General features: G+C 62.1%; 22 protein-coding genes and 1 pseudogene. 12 read left to right on the top strand and 11 right to left on the bottom strand.

Translation table 11 applies throughout. From position 1 onward, the window contains the following. The first annotated feature begins 5 nt into the window (after positions 1 to 5). Positions 6 to 473 carry a GNAT family N-acetyltransferase gene (locus tag AOC05_RS15395; RefSeq protein ID WP_062008079.1) on the top strand — a complete coding sequence of 156 codons (468 nt, stop codon included), beginning with the start codon at positions 6 to 8 and terminating at the stop codon, positions 471 to 473. Positions 474 to 640: 167 nt separating this feature from the next. Here AOC05_RS15395 and trxA read toward each other — a convergent pair whose 3' ends face one another. The 5 genes from trxA to AOC05_RS15370 form a co-directional block, all read right to left on the bottom strand. Further along, on the bottom strand, positions 641 to 967 hold the full coding sequence (gene trxA, locus AOC05_RS15390) for a thioredoxin (RefSeq protein WP_062008077.1): 327 nt from the start codon (positions 965 to 967) through the stop codon (positions 641 to 643). Positions 968 to 984: 17 nt separating this feature from the next. Next, complete coding sequence (gene trxB / locus AOC05_RS15385; RefSeq protein WP_062009888.1) at positions 985 to 1,965, bottom strand: thioredoxin-disulfide reductase; 981 nt, start codon at positions 1,963 to 1,965, stop codon at positions 985 to 987. A 120-nt stretch (positions 1,966 to 2,085) separates the two neighbouring features. Continuing rightward, positions 2,086 to 3,528 (bottom strand): hypothetical protein, encoded by a 1,443-nt coding sequence (locus tag AOC05_RS15380; RefSeq protein WP_062008075.1) that lies wholly within the window; start codon positions 3,526 to 3,528, stop codon positions 2,086 to 2,088. Positions 3,529 to 3,604: 76 nt separating this feature from the next. Then, entirely contained in the window at positions 3,605 to 5,401 is a 1,797-nt protein-coding gene (gene murJ, locus AOC05_RS15375) for a murein biosynthesis integral membrane protein MurJ (protein WP_157375005.1), read from the bottom strand. A 55-nt stretch (positions 5,402 to 5,456) separates the two neighbouring features. Next, positions 5,457 to 5,996 (bottom strand): NUDIX hydrolase, encoded by a 540-nt coding sequence (locus AOC05_RS15370; RefSeq protein WP_186759191.1) that lies wholly within the window; start codon positions 5,994 to 5,996, stop codon positions 5,457 to 5,459. A 127-nt stretch (positions 5,997 to 6,123) separates the two neighbouring features. Here AOC05_RS15370 and AOC05_RS15365 point away from each other — a divergent pair, with 127 nt between their 5' ends. The 4 genes from AOC05_RS15365 to AOC05_RS15345 all read left to right on the top strand — a co-directional run bounded on the left by AOC05_RS15365 (position 6,124) and on the right by AOC05_RS15345 (position 12,090). Continuing rightward, positions 6,124 to 7,602, top strand: a complete 1,479-nt coding sequence (locus AOC05_RS15365; protein ID WP_062008072.1) for a CCA tRNA nucleotidyltransferase — start codon at positions 6,124 to 6,126, stop codon at positions 7,600 to 7,602. 43 nt (positions 7,603 to 7,645) lie between these two features. Further along, a complete protein-coding gene (locus AOC05_RS15360) occupies positions 7,646 to 8,275 on the top strand; it encodes a histidine phosphatase family protein (protein WP_062008069.1) in 630 nt (209 codons plus the stop codon). A gap of 913 nt (positions 8,276 to 9,188) precedes the next feature. Beyond that, entirely contained in the window at positions 9,189 to 10,640 is a 1,452-nt protein-coding gene (locus tag AOC05_RS15350; protein WP_062008065.1) for a hypothetical protein, read from the top strand. Continuing rightward, positions 10,633 to 12,090: a phytoene desaturase family protein gene (locus AOC05_RS15345; RefSeq protein ID WP_062008063.1), complete on the top strand. Its 1,458-nt coding sequence runs from the start codon at positions 10,633 to 10,635 to the stop codon at positions 12,088 to 12,090. Before AOC05_RS15350 ends, AOC05_RS15345 begins: the two co-directional genes overlap by 8 nt. A 262-nt stretch (positions 12,091 to 12,352) precedes the next feature. On the opposite strand, the gene AOC05_RS15340 is transcribed toward AOC05_RS15345, so the two are convergent. From AOC05_RS15340 to AOC05_RS15330, 3 genes are all read right to left on the bottom strand, one after another. After that, on the bottom strand, positions 12,353 to 12,736 hold the full coding sequence (locus AOC05_RS15340; protein WP_062008061.1) for an META domain-containing protein: 384 nt from the start codon (positions 12,734 to 12,736) through the stop codon (positions 12,353 to 12,355). Between the two features lie 49 nt (positions 12,737 to 12,785). Beyond that, positions 12,786 to 13,493: an ABC transporter ATP-binding protein gene (locus AOC05_RS15335; protein WP_062008059.1), complete on the bottom strand. Its 708-nt coding sequence runs from the start codon at positions 13,491 to 13,493 to the stop codon at positions 12,786 to 12,788. 69 nt (positions 13,494 to 13,562) lie between these two features. After that, complete coding sequence (locus AOC05_RS15330) at positions 13,563 to 14,678, bottom strand: ABC transporter permease (protein ID WP_062008057.1); 1,116 nt, start codon at positions 14,676 to 14,678, stop codon at positions 13,563 to 13,565. A 178-nt stretch (positions 14,679 to 14,856) separates the two neighbouring features. Here AOC05_RS15330 and AOC05_RS15325 point away from each other — a divergent pair, with 178 nt between their 5' ends. The 3 genes from AOC05_RS15325 (at position 14,857) to AOC05_RS19850 (ending at position 17,955) form a co-directional block, all read left to right on the top strand. Then, entirely contained in the window at positions 14,857 to 16,146 is a 1,290-nt protein-coding gene (locus AOC05_RS15325) for a sensor histidine kinase (protein WP_062008055.1), read from the top strand. After that, positions 16,143 to 16,793: a response regulator gene (locus AOC05_RS15320; protein ID WP_062008053.1), complete on the top strand. Its 651-nt coding sequence runs from the start codon at positions 16,143 to 16,145 to the stop codon at positions 16,791 to 16,793. Before AOC05_RS15325 ends, AOC05_RS15320 begins: the two co-directional genes overlap by 4 nt. A 100-nt stretch (positions 16,794 to 16,893) precedes the next feature. After that, entirely contained in the window at positions 16,894 to 17,955 is a 1,062-nt protein-coding gene (locus AOC05_RS19850; RefSeq protein ID WP_062008051.1) for a C40 family peptidase, read from the top strand. Between the two features lie 16 nt (positions 17,956 to 17,971). Here the strand turns inward: AOC05_RS19850 and AOC05_RS15310 are convergent, their stop codons facing one another. The 3 genes and pseudogenes from AOC05_RS15310 to AOC05_RS20250 form a co-directional block, all read right to left on the bottom strand. After that, on the bottom strand, positions 17,972 to 18,631 hold the full coding sequence (locus AOC05_RS15310; protein ID WP_062009884.1) for a response regulator transcription factor: 660 nt from the start codon (positions 18,629 to 18,631) through the stop codon (positions 17,972 to 17,974). 74 nt (positions 18,632 to 18,705) lie between these two features. Next, positions 18,706 to 19,218 (bottom strand): sensor histidine kinase, encoded by a 513-nt coding sequence (locus tag AOC05_RS20255; protein ID WP_231687235.1) that lies wholly within the window; start codon positions 19,216 to 19,218, stop codon positions 18,706 to 18,708. Between the two features lie 204 nt (positions 19,219 to 19,422). Continuing rightward, a pseudogene (locus tag AOC05_RS20250) lies at positions 19,423 to 20,010 on the bottom strand (sensor domain-containing protein); the annotation flags it as partial. Between the two features lie 199 nt (positions 20,011 to 20,209). Here AOC05_RS20250 and AOC05_RS15295 point away from each other — a divergent pair. The 4 genes from AOC05_RS15295 to AOC05_RS15280 all read left to right on the top strand — a co-directional run bounded on the left by AOC05_RS15295 (position 20,210) and on the right by AOC05_RS15280 (position 25,073). Beyond that, positions 20,210 to 21,892: an ABC-F family ATP-binding cassette domain-containing protein gene (locus tag AOC05_RS15295; protein ID WP_062008045.1), complete on the top strand. Its 1,683-nt coding sequence runs from the start codon at positions 20,210 to 20,212 to the stop codon at positions 21,890 to 21,892. A 186-nt stretch (positions 21,893 to 22,078) separates the two neighbouring features. After that, the gene (locus tag AOC05_RS15290) at positions 22,079 to 23,284 is read left to right on the top strand and encodes an MFS transporter (RefSeq protein WP_062008043.1); all 1,206 of its coding nucleotides are present in this window, start codon (positions 22,079 to 22,081) and stop codon (positions 23,282 to 23,284) included. Positions 23,285 to 23,436: 152 nt separating this feature from the next. Then, positions 23,437 to 24,210, top strand: a complete 774-nt coding sequence (locus AOC05_RS15285) for a TetR/AcrR family transcriptional regulator (RefSeq protein ID WP_197277838.1) — start codon at positions 23,437 to 23,439, stop codon at positions 24,208 to 24,210. Next, on the top strand, positions 24,207 to 25,073 hold the full coding sequence (locus tag AOC05_RS15280; RefSeq protein ID WP_062008038.1) for a 3-hydroxyacyl-CoA dehydrogenase: 867 nt from the start codon (positions 24,207 to 24,209) through the stop codon (positions 25,071 to 25,073). Before AOC05_RS15285 ends, AOC05_RS15280 begins: the two co-directional genes overlap by 4 nt. Positions 25,074 to 25,121 lie beyond the last annotated feature (48 nt).

Below are 25,121 nucleotides of genomic sequence, written 5' to 3'. Positions count from 1 at the left end.
CATCCATGACTCTTAGCCTTCGCCCGATGACAGCCGAGCAACTTCAGGACTGGCTCCTGTGGTGCTTGGAGGACTATGCACAGGACCGGATGAGATCGGGCGAATCTGCGGAACTGGCCCGCGCGAATTCTGCGGCAGACAATGCCAAGTATTTCCCTGACGGTGAACCCGCGGAAGGGCATCTGGTCAATGAGCTTGTCGCTGATGGTGAGGTTGTGGGGTTCCTGTGGATAGGTCCGGAATCGACGGCCCGGGACGGTGCCTGGTGGGTGTGGGACATCGGCGTCCATTCCCAACACCGGGGCCAGGGTTTCGGAAGGGCGGCCATGCTGCTGGCCGAGGCGGAAGCGAAGCGTCGCGGCGGGAAGGAACTCGGGCTGCACGTATTCGGGTTCAATACGGTGGCCCGGACCCTCTATGATTCTCTGGGCTACCTGCCAACTTCTATCACAATGGCGAAGACGCTCTCCTAGGACGGTTTCATGTTCCACGTGAAACACGGGCCTCGACCGGCTGGACCACCGGGCCAGGCCTCCACTTTTGGTGCTTAGGATCAATCTGGGAGAACTGGACGGATTGGCCCAAATGGGTGTGGGCCGGATATCGTCCGGCCCACACCCATTTAACTATCAGGCAATAATTACTTCAAGTACTCGGCAAACTCTTTTTCAATGTATTGCTTGGGTCGGGCACCAATGACTGTGCTCTTGACCTCGCCACCTTGGAAGAGGTATACGGCCGGAATGGAGGTGATTCCATACTTGGCTGAAATGGCCGGGTTGGCATCAACGTCGACCTTGATGACCTGGACCTTGTCGGCGTACTCAACAGAGATCTCGTCAAGGATGGGACCGATTTTACGGCAAGGACCGCACCACTCTGCCCAGAAGTCGACAATGACGGGCATTTCCGCATTGAGGACGTCGTCGGCGAAGGTGGCATCGGTAGTATTTTTTGCATTGCTCATTCTCAGACTACTTTCTCTTAGGAATCCAGCTCGGCGAGATAGTGCTCCACATCCAGTGCAGCAACACAGCCTGAACCGGACGCGGTGATGGCCTGGCGATACGTGGGGTCAATGACGTCGCCGGCGGCGAATACGCCAGGGATAGAGGTTTTGGAAGAGCGAGCCGAGACTGCAATGGTCCCAGCGTCCGTCAGATCCAAGACATCCTTGACCAAGTCAACGCGGGGATCGTTGCCGATGGCAACGAAAACGCCGGTGACGGTAAGATCACTCTTCTCGCCCGTGACCAGGTTGTTCAGGCGGATACCCGTCACCTTGGCGTCACCGTCAATTCCCACCACCTCGGAATTCCACACAAACTTGATCTTGGGGTGGTTCAGTGCGCGGGTGGCCATAATTTTGGAGGCGCGTAACGTGTCGCGGCGATGCACGACGGTGACTGACTCGGCGAACTTGGTCAGGAAGATGGCCTCCTCCATGGCGGAGTCTCCGCCGCCTATGACGGCGATGTTGTGGCCCTTGAAGAAGAAACCGTCGCAGGTGGCGCACGAGCTTACGCCGTGGCCAACCAGGCGCTTCTCGCCCTCAACGCCAAGCTCGCGGTAGGCGGAGCCTGTGGAGATGATGACGGTGCGTGCCTTGAACTCCTGGCCGTCTGCCAAGGTTACGGTCTTGACCGCACCCGAAAGCGAAAGGGAAGCAACGTCGTCGTACATGACCTCGGTGCCGAAACGCTCGGCCTGCTTGCCGAAGTTCTCCATCAGGTCCGGACCCATGATGCCGTCGGGGAAACCTGGGTAGTTCTCCACATCAGTGGTGTTCATCAATTCGCCACCAGCTGTGACGGACCCGGCGATCATGAGCGGCTTGAGGTCTGCCCGGGCGGTGTAGATGGCGGCCGTGTAGCCCGCGGGGCCGGAGCCGACGATGATAACGTCGCGGACATCGCTGGCGGGGGTAGCTTGCGTGGTCACGGGTAAGTGTTCCTCTTCCTTCATCGTTTCAACCAAGGCAGCCATGGCCGTGGGTATTCGTTAGTTCATAACCCAATTGTGGATCAGGTTATTCCGTGCAGACCGGTAACAAGGCCACTGAGCCGCATAAGGGGGCGGCTGCGGCTACTTGATACTGATTTCCGCGATCTTCATACCGTAGGGGTAGGTCACAAAAGGTTGCAGCTTAGGCAATTGCGTGAAGCTGATAATCACGTATTTGGCCTTCACTCCCGGGGCTGCTTTCAAGGTGAAGTCAGGTGCACTAAAGGAGCCGCTGCCAATCTTCGTGGCACCATCAAGCGAAGGTGCGCTGTTGGTGAGGACGTTGAATTGCCCACCGGAACCGCCAATTTGGTTAATGGTCACCGAGTCAATGGTGGCTTCGGCTTGCAATTCAATGGCAAGGTCGATGCTGTCAGTGACACCGGCGAAGGAGTCGTTGGAGAATTCAACGGTGGGCCAGTATGTGCCCTTGTTGCCGTCGGTAGCATCCTTTAGGCGCGGGATGAATTGATCGCCATAACGTGCAGCCCCGGCAACATAGGTGGTGACGTCGGTGGTGCCAACAACGACAGGGGGCACCACGGGGGCCACCGGTGGAACGCTGGAGGTTTCCGCGCCAGCGGTGGTCTGAGACTGGGATTGGGTGGCTGGGCTGGTGTCACCGGCGAGGTTTCCGCCGTTTATCAGCGAGCCAATGTGTGAGACGGCAAACACCAGGGCGCCCACCACCAAAACCGCGACGATGATGCCCGTGAGCCAGCGGCCTCCGGTCCGCGGGGCATTTTCGTCGTCCTCGTCGAAGTCTTCGGCAGGGTCAAAGTCGCCGCTAGCCGCGAGGACCTCGGCGGGAAATGTGCCACCCTTACGTCCCTGGCTGGTTGCGGCGTTGTGGTCGTCATTGATGAAGCCGTAGTCGTCCTCGCTCCACAAGGTCACCTTTGGGGCGGCGTCCTTGGGTGGCACGACGGCGGCTGCCGGGGTCGCTGCGTGGGCTGCGGTGGCCGCGGGGAGGGCTGCTGGCGGCGGGGTCGCCGGCATGGGAAGGACGGCAGGGTACTGGTGTGCCGGTGTCAGGGGGGTGTTGTCCTCGTAGACGTAGGGCCCACCCTTGGGTGCGTCGTCACGCGCCGAGCCGAAGATTTCTGTGCCCAAGGTGTCGGTGAAAAATGGTTCGCGGTAGACGTCTTCGTCCGCGAGCTCGGTGGGAACCACCAGGTCGAGGAGGTCTGCCGGGGAAGTTCTGGACGCGATCAGATAGGTGGATCCGTCCTGGGTGCCCAGATCCAAAATGGACACGGCGGACATGCGTTCACCAGTGGCAACTTCACGCGCACTTTGGGTTAGATTTCCCGAGTTTTCCACAGCAGAAACGAGTATACTGACCGGTCGGTTTAGAACCTGGTCGAGGCCGTCCAAAATGATGTCGTCCTCGGCGGAGGCCAGGATTCGGCCGGTCACTTTGTAGCGGCCACCAAGGATGGAGCCCACGTCGATTGCTTGTGGCACCAAGTCCTCCTTGTAACTTTTGGGATGGCTGATACTGAAACCAATGAACTCAGCCATAATCTCAATGATTCTATAGGACGCAGCTGAAGAAACAGGAGTTTACACTGAACTGCACGAGTGAAACGGTGATGGGCTACTTACTGCGTGAAAGCCGTGACCTCACTTTTGAAAGCAGTGGGGCGGTGATGTCGTCAAGTTCGCGCACACGCAAAACCTTCAGCATGATCACGTAAACCACGGCCATGACCGTCCCCACCACGGCGAGTGTCGCCGCGGCAGCCGTGATGGAATGCCACATGAATCCGCCGGGATCGGAACCGCCAAAGAAACTCAGGGCCAGCTCGCCCACCAGCCCGGATACCAGGGCCGCCGCCAGGAAGCGCATGTGGGCGCGCAAGATCAATCCGCCGCCATAGTCGCCCAACCTTGCGCGCAAGAACAGGTGACTGACCAGGGGCCCCAAAAGGTTGCTGATGGTGTAACTGGCAGCGATCCCGTAAATGATCAGCGGCGGTGGCAGAAGCGCGGCCAGCAAGGCGGTCCCCAAACCGATGACCACCATGATGCACTGGATAAGAAAGGGTGTTTTGGCGTTTTCCTGCGCATAAAACACGCGGTTCAAAATGAAGTTGATGCTATAAAAGGGCGCCCCGATAGCCAGGATGGCCAGCACGATTGCGATCTGCCGTCCGGCAAATTCCTTGTTGCCGCCAAAGAGCATGCCGAAGGGGCCCGATAGTACTAACAGGGCGACACCGGCAAACACCGTGGCCACACCCGTGGTGCGCAAGGCCCCGGACAGTGAGGAGCGAAGCTTGGAAAAGTCATGCGCGGCGGCAGCCCGGGCCATGGCCGTGAACATGACGGTGGCGATCGACAGCGCGATGATGGAGTGCGGCATGATGTACAACTCAACGGCGCGGTTGAGTGCATAGGGGCCGGGAATGACGGAGTCCGCGTCGGCACCGCCGCCGGTCATGCTGGCAATGGGGATGGTGGCGATGCGCAAGATAACTATGAAGCTCAGGTTGCCAATGACCATGGTGCCCATCACCCAACCGGCGATCCTGGCGGTGGCACCTAAGCCTGTGTCTCGCCAGTCAAAGCGTGGGCGCAGCTTCAGGCCCAGGCGGTGGACGGGAACCAGCAGAATCACCGACTGGACCACGATGCCCAGTGTCGCCGTCCCCGCCAAAATCCAGCTTTGTCCGGACGTCCAGTTGTCCACCGTATGCTCGGTGGTGGCGGAACTGCCCGCCACCGCAATGAACATGAGCAGCCCCGCAATGGCCACCACGTTGTTCAGTACGGGGGCCCAAGCGTAGGCCTTGAAAGCGTTGTGAGCGTTGAGTACCTGCCCCAGCAGCGAGTACAGCCCATAAAAGAAGATTTGGGGAAGCAGGAACAGCCCGAAAGTGATGGCCAGCTCCAGGTCTTTGCCCGAATAGGCGGTGGTCAGCGAGGTGATGGGGGTCACCAGTATTACCACCAGGGCTGTCAGGGTGAACAGGCCCACAATTCCCAGCGTCAACAGCCGGGAAATGAAATCTGTGCCCCTGTCCGGCTGTTTGCTCGCCTTGACGATCTGCGGAATCAAAACGGCATTGAAGACGCCACCGGCCACCAGCATGAAGATCAGGTTTGGCAGGTAGTTGGAGCTCTCAAAGATATTGCCCGCGGTGGTCCCGGCCACCGCGATGCCCAGCACAATGGCCTTGACGAACCCCAGAATGCGCGATACCAGCGTGCCAACAGCCATGCTGGCGCTGGAGCGTACTGTCTGCGCCTGCGTCTGCGCGGCGGCCACCGCGGGCAGCGCACCGGTGGGTGGGGATGCGGTTAGCGGTTCGCCGGAGGACACCAGCGAAGAGGTGTACGACGGCGGGAAGTCGGGTTTGGCGGGGATTCGCGCCCTTGGTTCATTAGACATATCGTTCCCCATCATCTCACTGCAATCCTGATCCCCGGCTGAAGGCCCTTGCGGACTATAAGTACTCCGGCAACAGATCTTTGGCTAGATCGGTGATGCGGCGCTCATTGGGGAAGGACAGTTTGCGTCCCAGCTCGGTGATGGGAATCCAGGCAACGTCCACTGCCTCGTGGTCGGGATCATTTTCAATGGTCAAGAATCCGCCGGTGGCGCGCAGCAAGAAGTGATGCACGGTTTTGTGGACGCGGTGGCCGCTGACAGTGAACCAGTAGTCGATGCTGCCCAAGGGCGCCAAGATGGCCCCGGCGATGCCGGTCTCTTCCTCGATTTCCCGCACGGCGGCTTCGGCGTATGTCTCCACGCCCTCCGGGTGGCCCTTGGGTAGGCACCACTCCAGGCGACCACCGCGGTTGATGCGGGCAATGATTGCAACCTGCAGCTCGCCGTCGCGCATTTCCACCACAACGCCGCCGGCGGAGATTTCCTCCACCGTGGGTAGCTGACTAGGGGTGGTTTGTACCACGGGCGCTGTGGTGCTGCCCACTGACGATGGCAGTGGACTCCTCTTCGGCGCGCGCGGTACAGGGTGGACCATGGAGTCCACTCTAGCTATCTTTGGTAGCAGATGATGACAGGTCGGATGAGCTGTTTGTTGGCGGCGTCAGACAGCTGGACAGTGGTGGAGGCGGGTGCGCAAAAAAGTCTGGCATCCTTAAGGGACTATGGAAATGGTGCCAGATACCTCGAATTTAGACCCGATAGTCCTTGAATTGGGGCAACTCTTTGCCGACGCTGGTTATGAGCTGTCCCTGGTGGGCGGCCCTGTGCGTGACCTCTACCTCGGCAGAATTTCCCCCGACCTGGACTTCACCACCAATGCCACCCCGGATGAGATTCTCAGTGTTGGGAAAAAATGGGCGGACTCGCATTGGGAGATGGGCCGCGCCTTTGGCACCATCGGCTTCCGCAAGCGCAACCACAACTTGGACGTGCTCCTCATTGAGGTGACCACGTACAGGGCCGAAGCCTACGATCCTGAGTCGCGCAAGCCCGAGGTTGCCTTCGGGGCCTCACTCGAGGACGATCTGCAGCGCCGTGATTTCAGTGTCAACGCCATGGCCCTGCGGCTGCCCAGCCTGGAGCTGGTGGACCCATACGGCGGGGCCGTGGACCTCGCCGCGGGTCTGCTGCGGACCCCCGGCACCCCGCAGCAGTCATTCTCGGACGACCCGCTGCGCATGATGCGTGCAGCCCGTTTCGCCTCACAACTGGGCTTTGACGTCCACCCCGACGTCCGCGCCGCCATGACCGACATGGCCGAGCGCATCAGCATCATCTCCGCCGAACGGGTCCGTGACGAGTTGGTGAAACTGATCTGCGGCGCCCACCCCCGCGCCGGCATCGACATTCTGGTGGAGACCGGGCTGGCCGAGTTGGTGCTGCCGGAGGTACCAGCCTTGCAGTTGGAAACCGACGAACACCACCGACACAAAGACGTCTACCAGCACTCCTTGCAAGTCCTAGAGCAGGCTGCGCAGTTGGAGAGTGGCCCGGATGGCCCGGTGCCCGGCCCCGACTTTGTGCTGCGATTTGCCGCGCTGATGCACGACGTCGGCAAGCCCAAGACCCGCCGTTTTGAACCGGGCGGGGCCGTGAGTTTCCGCCACCACGACCTGGCCGGGGCGAAGCTCACAGCCAAACGGATGAAGGCCCTGAGGTTCGACAACGATTCCATCAAGGCGGTCTCTCGCCTGGTGGAACTGCACATGCGCTTCTACGGCTACGGGGAGGCCGGGTGGAGCGACTCGGCCGTGCGCCGCTACGTGACCGACGCCGGGCCCCTCCTGGAGCGCCTGCACCTGCTGACCCGCTCCGACGTCACCACCCGCAACCAGCGCAAGGCCGACAGGCTGTCCTTTGCCTATGACGACCTTGAGGCGCGCATCGCGTCATTAGCGGAGCGGGAAGAGCTTGACTCGATCCGCCCCGATCTTGACGGCCAGGCCATTATGGCTATGCTGAACCTGTCACCTGGTCCGGTGGTAGGCCGTGCCTACAAGTACATGCTCGAACAGCGCATGGAACAAGGCCCGCTCGATGCGGCGGCGGCTGAGGCCGCACTGCGCCAGTGGTGGTCGCAGCAGCCCGAGTCCGTGCCCGCGCCGGAGGCTGGCGAGGATGCGGCAGTGCAAGAATATTAATCGAACACGCCCGAAAGATGCAGCCGACGAATAGGACCACCATATGAACCACGCACTCGCAGGCTCAACACCGCTGACCCACATTCCTGTTCCCGGGGGCCCGCATTTGTGGCTGCTGCGCCATGGCGAAACTGAATGGTCTCGAAGTGGCCAGTACACGGGGCTGACTGACCTGCCGCTGACGGAGCTGGGTGAGGAACAGGCCCGGTCCGCGCGTGCTGCCCTGTTCGGCACAACCTTTGACCTGGCACTCACCTCACCCCTACAACGCGCACGCCGGACCGCAGAACTGGCAGGCTATCCCGAAGCCCAGGTGGAACCCAACGCGGTGGAGTGGGACTACGGCGACTATGAAGGCATCAACAGCGCCGACGTGCGGGACAACAACCCCGGTTACTTGATCTGGGACGACGGCGTGCCGAACGGGGAAACGCTGGAGCAGGTGGCCGCACGTGCCGACGCCATCGTGGCACGGGTTCGCGCACCCCAGCCCGACGGCAGCATGGCCGCCAACGTGCTTCTGGTGGCACACGGGCACTTCCTGCGCATCCTGACCGCACGTTGGCTGGGCCTGGAAGCCAGCCAGGGACGTCACTTCCTGCTGGGCACGGCAAAGGTTTGCATGCTCGGCTGGGACAAGAAGACACCGGCAGTGGAGCAGTGGGGACTGTAAAAGACAATTGGCGCGGCAGGTTCCAGATGCCAGCGGCAACGACAATGAGGGCCGTTCCCAACCTTGGGGAACGGCCCTCATTGTCTCCCGATTCAATAAATGTCAATTAATATTTTCGTTGAACTGGTCAACAACCCAATTCATGCTGTACGTTATTAATTAGTCCCGATGAATTCCCTCGGGATGTTCGCGTGCAAACCGAAGGGAGGCCATGATGTTTACAGCTATCAAGTCCAGAGTCAACGAGATCCGTCAGGCCTCCGCTTGGCACGTCGGCAAGGCATCATAACCGCACAAGGTTATTGTCCATCGCCACGCCTGTCAGCTAAGGCAATCTCGAAGTAATCATCAGTTCGGCACGGAATTTGTGCCGACTCTTCGGTAGCCCAGACACCTATGCACAAAATCACTCGCGCCTTTTTGTGCTCTCATAATGCTCCAAATCCGCAGGGAAACAATGGCCTTATTTGTCGCGCCAAAAATAGGAAAAGTTTATCAATTTTCAATAGAATGGAAGGGGGTGAAAAAGTGAAATCAGAATCATCCTGGCCGGTCAGGGCGACGTCACTGAGAAGGGTGTTCTTCGCGCCGGTGAACCAGCAGAAGTTCGATGAGATGCGGAGCCGGACACAGGAGCAAATCATGCGAGTCGATCTGTTCAACATTCGCTAAATCCTCCTTGTCCAACGTGAAAGTCAATGCGAAAGGAGGCCAGAGGATGATCATTACTCATTCACAGAACCCAGGCCCCCAACACGGTGTCCCCACTGCAGGTGCCACCGCCAACGGTGAACTGCCCGCGCTGCACAGCGCGGGCTGTTTCATTTTCGCCTGCACACTGAAGGCGACCGCCCGGGTGTCAGTTATCGGACCCAATCCATGGAGTGCCGGGATCAGCCGGTAGGCTCGTAACATGCGGGAGTCAGTTGCCTCGAGGCACCACCACAGGCACCAAATTGTTGTGCCGTCGCGCAGCGATCCGTTGCTGCGGACCATGACCGAACCCATTGGCGGCCCCTTGGGCTGGCGGACCGCCCCTGGGCGAACTGATCCAGGGTTCTTCTCGGTGGAACGGGTACTGATTCTGATGGCCGCCGTTTCGGGGATCATTGCCGTGATGGCCAAGTTCCATTGCCGCCAAACCGGCTGGACCACCCCTGATCAGTACTCCACCGTGTGCTGGTCAGTATTCCCCAACTCCCTGGCAGAGAACAAACTCGGCACACTCTTCCCCTTCTTCAGCCCCGGCTCCACCTTTGACTACCCCCCTCTGACGGGCATGATTGCCGGCGTCACAGCCTGGATGGCCCGCGCGGTGGGTGCACAGACACTTCAGCAGTTGGCCTTCTTTGACATCAACGCGGCATTGATTGCCGCTGTATGGATCCTCACCGTTGTGGTGGTGGCAAGAACTGCCGCCCGGCGTCCGTGGGATGCGGCGTTAGTGGCCGCCAGTCCGTTGCTCCTGCTGACCGCCTATGTCAGTTGGGACTTCTGGGCTGCCGGGTTGGTGAGCCTAGGCATTTACTCCTTTGCCCGGCGTCGTACCATTGTGGCCGGGCTATTCCTGGGGTTTGCGGCCATGGTGGCACCGTACGCGCTGCTGATCCTGCTGGTCCTGGTGGTCCTTGGCGTCCGGACCCGAACCATACTGCCAGCAGTTGAAGCGCTCCTCGCAGCGGGCATTGCATGGCTGCTGGTCCTCACCCCGATCCTGATTATCAATCCGTCTGCATGGGGTGGTTACCTGGCACAGATCATGGCTGAGCCCCCCACGGATTCCTCCCTCTATGGCGGCTACAACTTGATTGCCGGCCGCATCGGCGTGCCGCCCATGACCCTGGATGCCGTGAATGCTCTGGCCGGGATCCTTGTGGTGTTGTTGGTGCTGGCCGTGGTGGTGTTGGGGCTTTACACGCCGCGCCGGCCGCGGGTAGCCTCACTGGCCGTGGTGGCGGTGGCGGGCTTGATGGTTGTTGGGAAATTCTCGCAGCCGGGGGACGCCATCTGGCTGCTGCCCTTGCTTGCTTTGGCATTGCCACGTTGGCGCGCGGTGTTGCTGTGGCAGGCGGCGCTCGTGACACACTTCATTGCGTTGATGCTGTTTCAAAGCAAGCACTTGGGCAATATTGCCGATACACACGCCATTGACACGCCCTACTTCATCTTGGCGGCGGCGCTCAGCGCCATCGCCACCTGCACCATCATTGGCCTGACGATTCGGGACATGCTGCACCCGGAACATGATGTGATCCGACGCGCCGGTGTGGACGATCCCCAGCTTGGCGCGCTGCGGCCAAGCCACGGGACCACGATCGTGGACGCCGCCACGGAGTCCACACGGGAACAGCCCACGCATGGTTGACGTGGCGGTGGTGGGTTCGGGACCCAATGGTTTGGCGGCAGCGCTGACCATGGCGAGAGCCGGTTTGTCCGTGGTGGTCCACGAGGCGGCGGGCAGCGCAGGGGGTGGCACGCGCACCGCCGAACTGACGCTGCCCGGATTCCGGCATGACGTTTGTTCGGCCGTGCATCCCATGGCACTGGCCTCGCCGTTCTTCCGTGCTTTTGGGCTTGCTGACCGCATTGAGCTGCTGGTGCCTGAAATTTCCTACGGCCACCCGCTCGACGGCGGTAGGGCCGGGATCGCCTACCGCGACCTCGACCACACAGTGGAGGCCCTGGGCGTGGACGGACGTGCCTGGCGTTCCCTGATGGAACCGTTGCTGGACCGGATCGACGGTGTCATCGACTTCACCCAAAACAACCTTGTCAGGTTCCCGCGGGACCCGCTGGCCGCTGTCAGTTACGGACTGCGCGCCTTGGAACAGGGCACACCGGCGTGGAAACTCCGCTTCCGCGAGCAGATGGCCCCGGCCATGCTTACCGGCGTTGCCGCCCACGCCATTACTCGGCTGCCAAGCGTGGCCGCCTCAGGGGCCGGACTCCTGCTGGGGGCCCTGGCGCATGGCGGCGGCTGGCCGGTTCCCCGAGGCGGTTCGCAGGCCATTGCGGAAGCCATGGCGGCGGACCTGATGGAGCACGGAGGCGCCATTGTGCTGGATTCACCTGTCACCAGCATTGCCGCACTACGTGCCGAAACCGGGGCCCGCGCCATCATTTGCGACCTGACCCCACGTGCCCTGGCCCGGCTCGGCACGGATGAATTGCCGGATCGTTATATACGCAAACTGGAATCCTTCAAGTACGGGGCCGGAGTGTGCAAGGTTGACTTTGCCCTGTCCGGGCCGGTGCCATGGACCCATAAAGAGCTGCGCCGAGCCCCCACCGTGCACCTTGGCGGGTCCCGCGAGGCCATCGCCCAAGCGGAAAACCAGGTCCTCGCGGGCGGGTATCCCGAGGCCCCCTACGTCCTGGCCTCGCAACCGGGCGTGCTGGATTCCAGCCGGGCACCGGCCGGGCAGCACACACTCTGGGCCTACACCCATGTCCCGGCGGGCTCCACCCGGGACAGGAGCAAGGCGGTCATCGCGCAGGTGGAGCGCTTTGCTCCGGGATTCAGGGAGCTGATCCTGGAGACTCACACTTCTACGGCGGAAGACGTTGGCATGCACAACCCCAACTACATTGACGGGGACATCAGCTCCGGCGCAGTGACCCTGGAACAATTAATCAAGCGTCCCGTGGTAGCCCGGGAGCCCTGGCGGACACCTGCCCCGGGGCTTTATCTAGGTTCCGCGGCGACACCTCCGGGCCCCGCCGTGCATGGCATGGGTGGCTGGTTCGCGGCTCGGTCTGCCTTGCGCCACACTTTTGGCCTGCCAGCCCCGCACCTTGGACCTGCCTCCTCCTAGTTGGCCACTGTGTAGCGTTCCCGCAGCTGCCGGGGCCCTTCCGGCTCGTCGAGTACGGCGACGGCAAAGTCCTGGGTTGAGATACTCTGGCCCGCCGAACGCCAGGATCCTGGCGGCACCAACAGTGGCGGGTAGCGGGTGGCGAACGAGACGACACCCGCTAAAACCGTTGAGGGGGCAGATCACCCTCCGTTGAGGGGGCAGATCACCGCCCGCTGTGCGGGGGTGATCTGCCCCCTCAACGGAGACTTGGACGTGTGATTTAGTTTCGGCGATCCAGCTTGCCGATCACTGCGCCGTTGGCGTCGGTGATGGTCAAGGTATCCCCGCTCAGGGTTGCACCCTTGGCCTTGGACAGCCACGTGTCGACGCCTTCACAGGCCATCTGGGTGGACCCAAACTGCGGGAACGTGAGCTCGCCGCCAGCCATCATCCACTGCCCCTGGATCCGGTTACACCCATCACTGCCCGTGACATAACCGGCCTGGTCGTTGTCCTGCTCGGCGGCTAGGGCCATCTCCAAGTAGGGCTGCTTGTCAGTGTTGTAGCCGTCGCCCCAAGTACCGACAGGACCTGATGCAGCGCCACAGGAGGAGATGGTCAGGGCAAGGAGAAGGCTGCCAGCAAGGGCGAGGACGCGTTTCATGAGAAGGTGGCTCCGTTTCAAGTGACTCAAGAATGAGGTTTCCCCCATGTTATTGCATAGCGGGAACAGCCGCCGTCATCACGCCGTCGCGCATGGTGGCGACAGCATCGGTCAGCGGCACGAATTCGGTGTCGTGGGTGACCATGACAGTGGCTACGGAGAACTCGTCAGTGACCTTGCGCAGCAGTCGCACGATCGACTCGCTGCGCTCGTGGTCCAGCGCCGCCGTCGGCTCATCCACCAGCAACACCTTGGGGTCACCCATCAAGGCCCGGGCGATGTTGACACGCTGGCGCTGGCCACCGGAAAGCTGGTGGGGGCGCTTCTTGGCGCAGTCGGCCAGCCCGACGACGTCGAGCAGCTCGGCTGCCCTGGCTTCAGCAGCGCGCAAGGACTTTCCGCGCAGGTGATCGCTGATGATCAGCTGCTCGGCCGCCGTGAGGGAAGCAAGCAGGTTTGGCTGCTGGAAAATGATGCCCACCTTGTCGCGACGCAGGGCAGTCAGCTCCTTGTCACCGAGCCCTTGCGTGTCAATTCCATCGATGAAGATCAGTCCACTGGTCGGTTTGACCAGCGTGGCGGCAACGGCGAGCAGGCTCGACTTGCCCGATCCTGACGGGCCAATCAAGGAGATGATTTCACCGGCGTGCACGTTCATGTTCACGGCGTCCAGTGCCGTGATGGTCCCCTCGCCATCAGGGTAATCGAGGGTGACGTTGAGAAGGCTGAGGGATGGAGAGGAATTCTGTGCAGACATGGGGTTTCCTTAGATTCAGAAGCAAAAAGGGGCTAGGGTGGTGGTCTCGCCAGGCTCGACCTACGCTGGCTAGTTGCCGCCGAGGGCAATCAGGGCGTCGACGCGGGTGACCTTGCGGACTGCCAGGGCGGCGCCAGCCAGGCCCAGGGCCACAATGCCTACCACCGGCAAGATGGTGGTTGCCGGGGTGACCAGGAACGGGGCGGCCTGAGCGGCGAAGAAGCCGCCAATCACGCCCACCAGGCCACCGGAGACGGCGCCGGCCAGCAGCACGATGGCTGCCTGCGTCAAAGCATCCTTGAGTAAGTAGGAGGAGGAAGCGCCCATGGCCTTCAGCACGGCGATGTCACGGGTGCGCTGGACCGTCCATACGGTCAAGAAGGCGACGATCACCAGCGCGGAGATCCCATACAAGAACGCCTGCATCATCATCAACGAACCGTTTTCGCTCTTGTAGCCGCCCAAACCGGCAAAGGAACCGCTGCGGGTGGTGCTTACGGTGCCAGCCGCAGCATTGGCGGCGTCGGCGTCAACGTTTACTCCGGCGTCGTACGTCACGGCAACCACCGTGGCCACCTGCAACGGATCACTGAGGTGAGACATCGCGGTCCAGGTGGGCAGTGTGGTCCAGACCACTGAGGAGTGGGAGTACCACTGATCGGCCACCACGGCACTGATCTTCAAGGTGGTGCCGCCCATGGTGACGGCGTCGCCCACCGCCAGTTTGAGGTCCTTGGCAACAGTTTCGCCAATGACCACAGTCCCGTCCGTGACGGGCGACGGCGTGATGCCGGCAGCCTCGCCGCCGGCACCAACGCCGAACACGGCAACATTGGTGGTGCCCTTGGTATCGCCTGCACCCTGGAAACGGGTCTGGCTGACACCCAACGGCACGGCCGAGGCAACGCCGGGCGTTGCGGCCCAGGTGTCGGTCTGCTTCTGGGTGACCTGGCTTTCGGTGAAGGACACCTTGGGATCGTTGGAGCCGGGTGCTCCAAAGACCAGCTGGCTGGCCGGTGATGACACGCTTTTGCCCAAGTCAGCGATGGCTGAGGTCGACTGGTTGCCCAGCCCGGCAGTCAGGCCCGAAAGCATCACCAACAAAAGGCTGATCAGCGCCACGACGGCACCCATCAGGGCAAAACGGCCCTTGGCAAAGCGGATGTCTCGGATTGCGAGAAACATGTGCGAACTTCTTTCATATGGCCCTGGGGGGCAGGTCTACTTGCCTTACTTCTACTTTCCCCTTGAACCCCTCCGCTTCCATCGCAGGGATGGATGATCCGAGGGGGATCAAGGGTTGATTGCTCGATCAACCTTTTGGTTGATAGGCGCATGCGGGCGCTGCGCCTAGGATTGTGAGATGCCTGCCGTGGATGCCCCGCCAGTGACCAGTGACGCCATCTTGCGATTTTTGCGGGTGACGTTGCACGTTGGTTTTGCCATTTTGTTGGCCGTGGCCATAACCCGAGTGCTAACCAGCCACCTTGATCGCGGTGGCCGCTACGTGTTCCTGGCCCTCGCCCTGGTGCTGGCCGTGGTGTATCTGCTGGGAACCGTGGCGGAAAAGCGCTTCTCCACGGGCGCCCTGGTCAAGGATCCGCTCCGCTATGCGTATGTGTGGCTGGCCCTGGTGACAGCGCTATGGGCGGTGCTCATGGTGTGGTCGGTGGAATTTTCCTGGATGGTGTTCCCCTTGTTCTTTTTGCACCTGCACCTACTGCCGCGCTGGGCTGGCATCGTCGCCGTTGTGATCATGACGGCCGGGGTGATCGTGGCACAGTGGTTGGCCACCGGTGCCGCCGTGCCGCCGTTGCCGGTGGTCCTTGGCCCGGTCTTTGGGGTGGCCTTTGCCATCGTCACCTCCAAGGCGTACAGGCTGCTTTATGTGGAAGGCGAGAATCAGCGCAGGGCCGCCGACGAGCTGCGCCGTACCCGCACCGAGCTGGCCGCCACCCAACACGAGGCAGGCGTTTTGGCTGAGCGGGCACGCCTTGCCCGCGAAATCCACGACACCCTCGCCCAGGGTTTTTCCTCCATCATTTTGGTGGCCCGGGCAGCGGTGCGATCCTTGGAATCGGGGGATATGGACTCCACCAAGGAGTCCATCGTGATGATTGAGGCAACGTCGTCGGAGAATCTGGCCGAGGCCCGGAACTTTGTGCGGGGGCTGACTCCTCCGGCGTTGGCGGGAACCTCGCTAGTGGAAAGCTTGCGCCGCCTCTGCGAAAAGACACAGTTGGAGGCGGCCGCCCGGGGGGTGAACCTTGTGTGTACTTTCCGTCTTGACGGGGAACCTGCCGAACTGCCGCAGCCCTACCATGTCACCTTGCTGCGTGCCGCGCAGGCGAGCCTGGCGAATGTCTGGCTGCACGCAAAGGCGGGTGTCGCCGTCGTCAGCCTGGCGTATCTGGGCACGGAGGTGGCCCTTGACGTATACGACGACGGTCGGGGATTTGACCCTGAATCGCTGGCGAACGCTGTGGCCACCAGATCTGACGGGAGCGGGTTTGGACTGAAGTCCCTGGCTGAGCGGGTCAGTGCCCAAAACGGCACCCTGGAGATTGAATCGGCCCCGGGCGAAGGGACAGTGGTGGCGGTTAGGCTTCCATTGGGAGGTCAGATGACTGATGAAAAAGGGGGCACGGCATGAAGGAAATACGGATCTTGCTTGTGGACGACCACCCGGTGGTGCGGGCCGGCCTGCGCGCCATGCTCAGCGAATTCGAGGGATTCACGGTGGTGGCCGAGGCGCCCGAGGGGGGCGCAGCCCTGAAAGAAATTCAGCGGCTGCATACGTTGGGGGCGCCGCTGGATGTGGTGCTCATGGACCTGCAGATGGGGGCCGGAATGGATGGCGTCACTGCTACGAAGGCCATCAAGGCGATGCCGTCACCACCACCGGTGTTGATCCTGACTACCTATGACACCGACGCCGATATTTTGGCGGCCGTGGAAGCCGGGGCCAGTGGGTATATGCTCAAAGACGCCCCGCCGGAGCAGATTCGCGCCGCCGTCCAGTCGGCCGCAGCCGGCCAAACGGCCTTGGCGCCGGAAGTTGCGGCCCGACTTCTGGGGCGAATCCGCAACCCGGCCCCCGTGCTTTCCGCCCGGGAAGTGGAACTCCTGGAGTTGCTGGCCACCGGCATGAGCAACAAGGCGATCTCCAAGCAGCTCTTCATCTCCGAAGCCACCGTCAAAACCCACTTGGTACACATCTACGACAAGTTGGGGGTGGACAACCGGACGGCGGCGATTGCCGTGGCCAGCCAACGGCGGATTATTCGCACGGGCGGGTGATTGCCAGCCGGTCATCGCCGCTGCCAGGAACCCCTGTTCGATTCTCAGATCGCGGCGTATGCTCGTCCTACCGAGTGCAAGAAAGCCGGATGATCTCTTAGTGTCGACTTCGCAAGGCAATCAGCGTAACTACCAACTGAGTCTTGCTATTGCCTGCACATTGCTGGCCTCCGGGGGCTTTGTCGGTGCCGGCTATGCGGGCACCTCTGTTGCTGACACCGCTGCAGCCGCACATAAGGGCACGTTAATTTCAGGCAGCGCTCCTGCCGTTCCCGCCGGTTTTGTCCCCCTGACAGCATCTGGCCAGGGCTTGAGAATCTCGTTCGCCAACCTGGGGATATCCGCGACCAAGCCAGCGCCCCCGCAGATCATTGACCTGACCGATCCCCACGGCGACACTCCCCACCTGGGACGTTCAGTTACCGCCATGCGCGGTGACATTCCGGAATTTTCCGCGGACCTGATTTCAAAGGTGCGCAAAGCCATCCTTGAAGCGGCCTATGAGGGTCTGGGACACGACTACGTTTGGGGCGGCACGAGTTTTGCGAATGGTTGGGACTGCTCGGGTTTTGTCCAGTGGGCTTACGCCCAGGCAGGGGTTGGTTTACCGCGCACGGAACAATGGCGGCCCATGGTTGAAACCAACAATCCCCAACCCGGCGACCTGGTGGTTCAAAACCCTGACGGACCCAACCACTGGGCACACATAGGCATCTATATTGGCAACGGCCTGATGATCAGTGCCCTCAACCCGTCCGTTGGCACTATTTTGCATGCCCCGTCAGCAACCAGCAACTCATCCAGCTACTTCACCATGCCAGGTTTTGCGGCCCTGGATGAGCAGGCGGCGAAAGACAAGGCTGCGGCCGACGAAGCCGGCGCCAAGGAGTCCACCAGCGCAACCCCCAGCCCGAGCCCGAGCCCGACGCCGAGCACTCCGGCAACGCCGTCGCCCAGCCCGAGCCCGACGCCGAGCCCGACGCCGAGCACTCCGGCAACGCCGACGCCGTCGCCCAGCCCGACGCCGTCGCCGAGCCCGAGCACTCCGGCAACGCCGGAACCAGTGCCGGATCCAACAGCCCCGGTCCAGACTTCTACCGTGACGGATACGGCAGGTCCCGGGAGTGCGAGTTCCACGGCAACATCCTCGCCAGCCCCGTGAGGTTGCTGCTTGGCGGCTAGGACGTACGGTACTGCAGGTAGCTTAGAACGGCCAAGACACGGCGGTGATCGTCCCCGCTCGGGTGCAGCCCAAGCTTGGTAAAGATGGAACTGATGTGCTTTTCTACGGCACCACCGCTGACCACCAGCGTCTTGGCAACACCAGCGTTGGTCAGCCCCTGGGCCATCAGCGCCAGGACCTCGGACTCGCGGGGGCTGAGGGAGTCGACCGGGTCAGCGACGCTGCGCTTGGCCAGCAGTGCGCTGACCACCTCGGGATCAATAACGGTGGAGCCCGCCGACACTCGCTCGATGGCGTCGGTGAAATCCTCAAAGCGAGCCACCCTGTCCTTCAACAAGTAGCCAACGCCACCCCCGGCAGTGGCCCCAGCCAGCAATTCCGTGGCGTAGCTCAGCTCCACATATTGGGAGAGCACCAGAACCGCGATGGACGGGAACCGTCGGCGGACTTCAAGAGCGCCCTTGAGCCCTTCATCCCGGTGCGACGGCGGCATGCGCACGTCGGTGATGAGCAGGTCAGGAACATGGTGGGCCACCGCCGCCATTAGCGAGGGTCCGTCGCCAACAGCCGCACACACCTGCGCGCCAGTTTCTTCCAGCAGGCGGACAAGGCCCTCACGGAGCAATACAGAATCTTCAGCCAATACGACGCGCATGGACCCAGCGTAGCGCCCGGTGCGCGGCTGGGCGGGCGCATGAGCCCAGGGCGCGGGTGCCCGAAGGTCATGCACTACAGCGGGATGTTCACGCGCAGGGCGGTGGGTCCACCGTTCGGACTGGTAATTTCCAAGGAGCCGTCGACCCCGGCGAGCCTGTCCAGCAAACCTGACAGCCCGTGGCCCTTGCCGAGGTGGGCGCCGCCGCGGCCGTCGTCGAGCACTTCAATGAACAGCTCGCCGGGACTTGTCTGGACCATGATTGACGCGCTGGTGGCCCCCGAATGCTTGGAGATGTTGGCCAGCCCTTCCGAGAGAACAAAGTAGGCGGCATTCTCTGCGCCCTCAGCGATCCGGTGACCGTGTCCAAGGTTCCCGGTGACCACGACGGGGACTGTTGACCTTGCCGCCAGCGACTCCGTGGCGGCGCGCAGGCCCCGGTCGGCAAGCAGGGGAGGAGCGATTCCCCGGGACAGCTGACGCAACTCGGCCAGGGCCTCGCGGCTTTGCTCCAAGGCGCCGTCCATCAGCTCGCGTGCGGCCGCAGGGTTTTTCACCAGGTGCCGCTGTGCAGCCTCAACATCCATTTGCAGGCGGATGAGGCGCTGCTGCGGGCCGTCGTGCAGGTCCCTCTCAATTTTGCGAAGTGTGCTGGCTTCCTCCGAGACCACCTGGGCGCGGCTGGCGGCCAGCTCCGCGCTTCGGGCACGCAGGGCGGCGTTTTCGTTGGTGAGCAGAGCGCGGGAGGTTGCGGCATCGGCGACGGCGAGGCCGCGGGTGATGAAGGGCAGAAGAACCAGAAGTACGACGCCGTAGACCAGTCCGAAGATGGACTCGGCCGTGTTTGGGCTGACTCCAAGGAAGGTGTCCAGCCCAATGAGTTCGGCCAGGGTCGTGTTGTCTGCGGGCAGGAACCTCATCCAGAACCATTGCGTGACGCCGCCAAACGCCGCAGCCAGGATAGAGAGCGAAATGCTGAAGGACGCTGTGCGGTAGGCGAAGGAGACTAGGACACCGTGGATGAAGTCCTTCCACAGCTGCGGATCCGCGAGGTTCTTGAACATTCCGCTAATGGAATATTTGTGTGGCTGCCTTTAGTGGACAGGAGGGATGTCCCCGGCCCAGCGCCGGAGCGCCGCCCGGTTGACGTCGGCAAACCAGCGGGCTGCGGCCAGGCACGCCACCAGGACGGGAAGGCCCACCCAGATGACAAGTGTGGAGATTCCCAGCGTGAACAAGGTGACAAGTGCCGTGAACGAGGCAAGTGAAACAAAGAACCCGGGCAGGATATAGGCCAGATCGCTTCCGATCTGGCGCCAGGTGGCTGGGCGGGTGATCAGCCAGGACTTCGGCGCAATGGGTGCAACTGTGTGGGTCATGTATCAATCCTTGCCGCGGCGGAGTCCTGGCACCATCATGCCAGCCGGTGAGTGTGGGGTGGGGTTTTCCCCACCTGCTCGCGTTACACGCAAGCTCGCAACGGGCCCCTCACAGACGCGGGCCCACCCACCTGCTGTGTTCACGGGGGGTCGCCGTCGACCGTTCGGCAGAGAGCGCAGAGGATGGCAGAATTACGGTGTGGGACATATTGACGTTGCAAACATTGACTATTTTCTCTCCGACGGCCGGCAGCTGCTGAACGGGGTGAACTTCCGCGTCTCCGACGGCACCAAGACAGCCTTGATCGGGCCCAACGGCACCGGCAAGACGACCCTTCTGCGCATCATCTGCCAGGATATCAAGGCCGATGAGGGTGCTGTTTCGCGTTCGGGCAGTATGGGCGTGATGCGCCAGTTTGTGGGCCAGGTGCGCGATGAGAGCACCGTGCGCGACCTGCTGTTGTCCGTGTCTTCTGCGACCATTGCAGCCGCCGGCAATGCGGTTGACACCGCGGAACTTGCCATGCTAGAGCGCGATGACGAACCGAGCCAGATGGCCTACGCCCAAGCCATTGCCGACTGGGGTGACGTGGGCGGCTACGAGATGGAAACCACCTGGGACGAAGTCACCATGGCGGCCATGGGTATGGACTTTTACACGGCCCAGTACCGCAAGGCCGCGACGTTGAGCGGGGGCGAGCAAAAGCGCCTGGTCCTGGAGGCGCTGTTCTCCGGCCCGGACGAGCTGCTGCTGCTCGATGAGCCGGATAACTACCTTGACGTGCCGGGAAAGCGTTGGCTCGAGGCCAAGATGGCTGCCTCGGACAAGTCGGTGCTGTTCGTCAGCCACGACCGTGAGCTGCTGGCCAATGCCGCGGACAGGATCGTCACCTTGGAGCCGGGCATCAACGGCGCCTCCAGCTGGACGCACGGTGGCGGCTTTGAGTCCTATGTGAAGGCCCGTGAGGACCGCAACGCTCGTTTTGAGGAGTTGCGCAAGCGCTGGGACGAGGAGCACGTCAAGCTTAAGGAACTTGTCATCATGTACAAGACCAAGGCCGCGTTCCGCTCCGATATGGCGAACCGTTACCAGGCTGCCCAGTCCCGCCTGGCGCAATTCCTGGAAAAAGGCCCGCCGGAGGCGCTGCCCATCGAACAAAACGTGAAGATGCGTTTGAAGGGCGGGCGCACAGCCAAGCGCGCGGTGGTGGCCACCAAGCTGGAACTCACCGGGCTCATGAAGCCGTTCACCACCGAGATTTGGTTTGGCGACCGGGTGGGCGTCTTGGGCTCCAACGGCTCCGGAAAATCGCATTTTCTCCGTCTTTTGGCGGCGGGCGGCTCAGACCCGGACAAAGAGCATGAGCCGGTGTCCGACGTCGAAATAGCCCCCGTTCCACACGAAGGATCGGCGAAGCTGGGTGCCCGGATCCGTCCGGGCTTCTTCGCCCAGACCCACGCGCGTCCCGATCTTTTGACCCGCACCTTGCTGGATATCCTGCACCGTGGGGATGAGCACCGCTCCGGGTTGGGCCGCGAAGCCGCCGCCAGCGTGCTGGACCGGTACGGCCTCGCCTCCAGCTCGGAGCAAAAATACGATTCCCTCTCCGGTGGACAGCAGGCACGGTTTCAGATTCTGCTCCTGGAACTCTCCGGCGCCACGTTGTTGCTGCTCGATGAGCCGACCGACAACCTCGACCTGCACTCCGCCGAGGCGTTGGAGAAGGCCATCGATTCCTTCGAGGGCACCGTCCTTGCCGTCACGCACGACCGCTGGTTTGCCCGCTCCTTTGACAGGTTCCTGGTGTTCGGCTCCGATGGCAAGGTTTACGAGTCCGAGGAACCGGTGTGGGATGAAAAACGGGTCGAACGCGCCCGGTAGCTGTTCTGAGGCAACCTAGCCTTTGCTGAGACAGACGGAAAGCTGCCGAGGAGGACGCTGCGAAACGGCGGACTCGCCACGCTCCGTCTACCTCGGCGAGAAAGTCATGGAGGTACACGGGCGAGCGGCCGCCGTTAGAGTGGACCTAACATTCTCGCTCCCTCCATCAGTGAAGAGCCTCCCGCCATGAACCAGCAAACGGTCAGCCGTGCGGCCATTGCCACCTTCGCCATTTTCGCCATCAACGGGTTTGTGTTTGCCAGCTGGGCGGCCCGCATCCCGGCCGTCACCCGGATTCTGGACCTCAGTGCCGGCGAGATGGGCATGCTTTTGCTGACCATCGCGGTCGGATCGGTGGTGGCACTGCCCCTGGCAGGTTCCGTGGTGGCTAGGATCGGCACGTCGAGGACGGTGCGGACGGGCGGTTTCACCGCCGCCGCGGGCGGGCTGCTCGTCTCGATCGCCTTGGCCCAGGCGTCGGTTCCGTTGACGGCGCTGGGGCTGGTCTTCTTTGGTGTGGGCATCGGCCTCTGGGATGTTGCCCAGAACATTGAGGGTGCCGCCGTGGAACGCCACTTGGGCAGGACCATCATGCCGCAATTTCATGCCGGCTTCAGCGGTGGTGCGCTCATTGGCGCCCTGGTGGGCGCCGGACTGTCGGCCGTGAATGTGAGCATGTCCTTGCACTTGGGCGCCATTGTTGTCTTAGTCAGCGCGGCGATGCTGTTTGTGCCACGCTTGTTCCTGCCCGAAGCCCCAGCGGCGCAGGCTCGCAAGCAGGGCCCCCAAGCTAGCCTTGCCAAGAGCCGCAGTGCGTGGACCGAAAAGCGAACCTTGCTGGTGGGGCTGGTGGTTCTGGGTGCCGCGCTGACGGAAGGCGCAGCGAACGACTGGATTGCCAAAGCCACCGTGGACGGGCTGGGTGCCACGGAAGCCGCCGGGGCCGTCATGTTTGCCGTGTTCGTGGCCTCCATGACCCTGTTCAGGTTCTTTGGCGGGAGCTTCATTGACAGCTATGGACGGGTGCCCGTGCTGTACTTCAGCCTCGGCGCCGCCCTTGCAGGGTTGATCCTCTTTGTCCTTGCCCCCAACATGGTGGTGGCCGGGCTGGGCGCGGTGCTCTGGGGTGCCGGCGCGGCCATGGGCTTCCCGATGGGCATGTCCGCCGCCGCTGATGATCCCGCCCGTGCTGCCGCCAGGGTTTCGGTGGTCTCCACCATCGGTTACGTGGCGTTCCTGGCTGGCCCGCCGTTGCTTGGCTTCCTCGGGGACCACATCACCATCCGTTGGGCGCTGCTGGCTATCGCCGTCGCCATTGTGGCCTCAATCCTGACAGTCCCAGCGGCGCGGCCGCTGCCCGCCAGTGAACACCTGGGCGCCACAGCCACCTGACCACGGTGAGGCCACTACTCTTGCCCCGAATATTACTACTTGCATTCACAACTTGTGAACTCCGTCTGACAATCCTGCAGAGCGTTCCCTTGTGCATTAGCTTTTAATGAGTAGACTCATTAATGAACACACTCACTTAGGAGGCGGTGGCAGTGCCACGAACCCACAGCCCGGTTCCCGGGCAGGACCAAGTGCTGGCACCTGCGGTGGAGCCGTCTGAAGCAGCCGCAGGGTCGGCCGCCAAGATGGGCCGTCGCGAGCGGAATATGCTCCAGAAGCGGTCCCGGATTCTCGCTGCAGCTGCCGCCCTGTTTGACGAGCGTGGCTTCGACGGCGCTACGACCCAGGAAATCTCGGACCGTGCGGACGTCGCCACAGGGACTTTGTTCCGGTACGCACCAACAAAAGGCCAGCTGCTTCTGATGGTCTTCAATGCCGAATTCCGCCGCGCCATTGAGCAGGGGTGCCGCGAGGTGGGAAGCGCCGCCAGCCCGCTCGCACAGGTCTGCGCACTTATCGGGCCGATTGTCACTGCCGCTTCACGCAATGCGCCCAACATGGCCATCTACCAGCGCGAACTCCTCTTTGGGGCTCCGGAGCATATACACAGGGCAGAGGGCCTGTCCTTGGTCTCCAACCTTGAGGGCCACATCGCTGGCATTTTACTGGCATCGTTGCAACAGGGGGACGCGTACCAGGTAGCCGCGGACCGTGCTGCCCGCAGCGTATTCGCCGTCCTCCACCTGACGCTCGTTCAGCCAGCCACGGGAGCCCATCCGGGCAGTGATCCGGGCACGGACCTGTACGAACAAATTGCGCAGATTGTTCAAGGGTTTCTAGCCCTGAGCGTGGCCGCGCCATCTGCGGCCGAACCGTTGGGTGCAGGTACTGCCCAAACCATAAAAAATGGAAGAAGACAAAAATGAGCATTGACATTCAGAACGTGACCGTCCTGGGCAGTGGAGTATTGGGCTCACAAATCGCGTTCCAGACCGCATTCCACGGGTTTGCCGTCACGGTCTATGACATCAGCGAGGAAATCCTTGAGAAGGCACAACAGCGCCTATCCGGGCTGGCCGGCATCTATGCAAAGGAAGTACCGGGGGGCACTGAAGCCAAGGCAGCCGAAGCGCTGGCCCGCATCACCTGCTCCGCAGACCTCGCCGACGCAGTCAAGGATGCGGACCTGGTCATCGAAGCCATCCCCGAGGTCCTGGACATCAAACGCGCCACCTACGAGCAACTGGCCGTCCTGGCCCCCGAAAAGACCATCTTTGCCAGCAACTCCTCAACCCTCCTGCCAAGCGATATGAAGGACTTCACCGGACGGCCGGAAAAATTCCTTGCCCTCCACTTCGCCAACCAAGTCTGGAAGTTCAACACCGCCGAGGTCATGGGCACCGCTGACACCGATCCGCAGGTGTTCCAAGCCGTGGTGAGCTTCGCCGCCAACATCGGGATGGTGCCCATTGAGGTACACAAGGAAAAGGCCGGCTATGTCCTGAACTCTCTGCTGGTGCCGTTCCTCAACGCAGCCGCCGAACTGGCTGCGTTCGGTTACGCGAGCCCCGAAGACGTGGACAAGGTATGGCGGATCGGCACCGGGGCCCCGATGGGACCGTTCCAGATCTACGACGTCGTAGGCCTGTCCACCGCCTACAACATCCTCTCCCACGGGACCGCGAAGGACCGCGAGATTGCCGTATGGATGAAGGAAAACTACATCGACAAGGGCAAGATGGGCGTCGCCACGGGCGAAGGGTTCTACCGCTACGGCGACAAGGCCTGACGGCTGTAACAATCCGGGCCCGGACGAACCTCCGGGCCCGGTGCACCG

It is taken from the genome of Arthrobacter alpinus, from assembly GCF_001294625.1.
In the GTDB taxonomy this organism is placed as follows: Bacteria; Actinomycetota; Actinomycetes; order Actinomycetales; family Micrococcaceae; genus Specibacter; species Specibacter alpinus_A.
Note: the sequence above shows the minus strand (reverse complement) of the source record. Positions and strands in the feature narration are given on the sequence as shown.

Bases quoted from the DNA above. Each gene is read 5' to 3' on its own strand.
- AOC05_RS15290 (WP_062008043.1), top strand. From the start codon at position 22,079: ATGAACCAGCAAACGGTCAGCCGTGCGGCCATTGCCACCTTCGCCATT.
- AOC05_RS15280 (WP_062008038.1), top strand. From the start codon at position 24,207: ATGAGCATTGACATTCAGAACGTGACCGTCCTGGGCAGTGGAGTATTG.
- murJ (WP_157375005.1), bottom strand. From the start codon at position 5,401: ATGTCTAATGAACCAAGGGCGCGAATCCCCGCCAAACCCGACTTCCCG.
- AOC05_RS15395 (WP_062008079.1), top strand. From the start codon at position 6: ATGACTCTTAGCCTTCGCCCGATGACAGCCGAGCAACTTCAGGACTGG.
- trxA (WP_062008077.1), bottom strand. From the start codon at position 967: ATGAGCAATGCAAAAAATACTACCGATGCCACCTTCGCCGACGACGTC.
- AOC05_RS15340 (WP_062008061.1), bottom strand. From the start codon at position 12,736: ATGAAACGCGTCCTCGCCCTTGCTGGCAGCCTTCTCCTTGCCCTGACC.
- AOC05_RS15360 (WP_062008069.1), top strand. From the start codon at position 7,646: ATGAACCACGCACTCGCAGGCTCAACACCGCTGACCCACATTCCTGTT.
- AOC05_RS15320 (WP_062008053.1), top strand. From the start codon at position 16,143: ATGAAGGAAATACGGATCTTGCTTGTGGACGACCACCCGGTGGTGCGG.
- AOC05_RS15365 (WP_062008072.1), top strand. From the start codon at position 6,124: ATGGAAATGGTGCCAGATACCTCGAATTTAGACCCGATAGTCCTTGAA.
- AOC05_RS20255 (WP_231687235.1), bottom strand. From the start codon at position 19,218: ATGGATGTTGAGGCTGCACAGCGGCACCTGGTGAAAAACCCTGCGGCC.
- AOC05_RS15325 (WP_062008055.1), top strand. From the start codon at position 14,857: ATGCCTGCCGTGGATGCCCCGCCAGTGACCAGTGACGCCATCTTGCGA.
- AOC05_RS15335 (WP_062008059.1), bottom strand. From the start codon at position 13,493: ATGTCTGCACAGAATTCCTCTCCATCCCTCAGCCTTCTCAACGTCACC.
- AOC05_RS15345 (WP_062008063.1), top strand. From the start codon at position 10,633: ATGGTTGACGTGGCGGTGGTGGGTTCGGGACCCAATGGTTTGGCGGCA.
- AOC05_RS15370 (WP_186759191.1), bottom strand. From the start codon at position 5,996: ATGGTCCACCCTGTACCGCGCGCGCCGAAGAGGAGTCCACTGCCATCG.
- AOC05_RS15380 (WP_062008075.1), bottom strand. From the start codon at position 3,528: ATGGCTGAGTTCATTGGTTTCAGTATCAGCCATCCCAAAAGTTACAAG.
- AOC05_RS15310 (WP_062009884.1), bottom strand. From the start codon at position 18,631: ATGCGCGTCGTATTGGCTGAAGATTCTGTATTGCTCCGTGAGGGCCTT.
- AOC05_RS15330 (WP_062008057.1), bottom strand. From the start codon at position 14,678: ATGTTTCTCGCAATCCGAGACATCCGCTTTGCCAAGGGCCGTTTTGCC.
- AOC05_RS15350 (WP_062008065.1), top strand. From the start codon at position 9,189: ATGCGGGAGTCAGTTGCCTCGAGGCACCACCACAGGCACCAAATTGTT.
- trxB (WP_062009888.1), bottom strand. From the start codon at position 1,965: ATGAAGGAAGAGGAACACTTACCCGTGACCACGCAAGCTACCCCCGCC.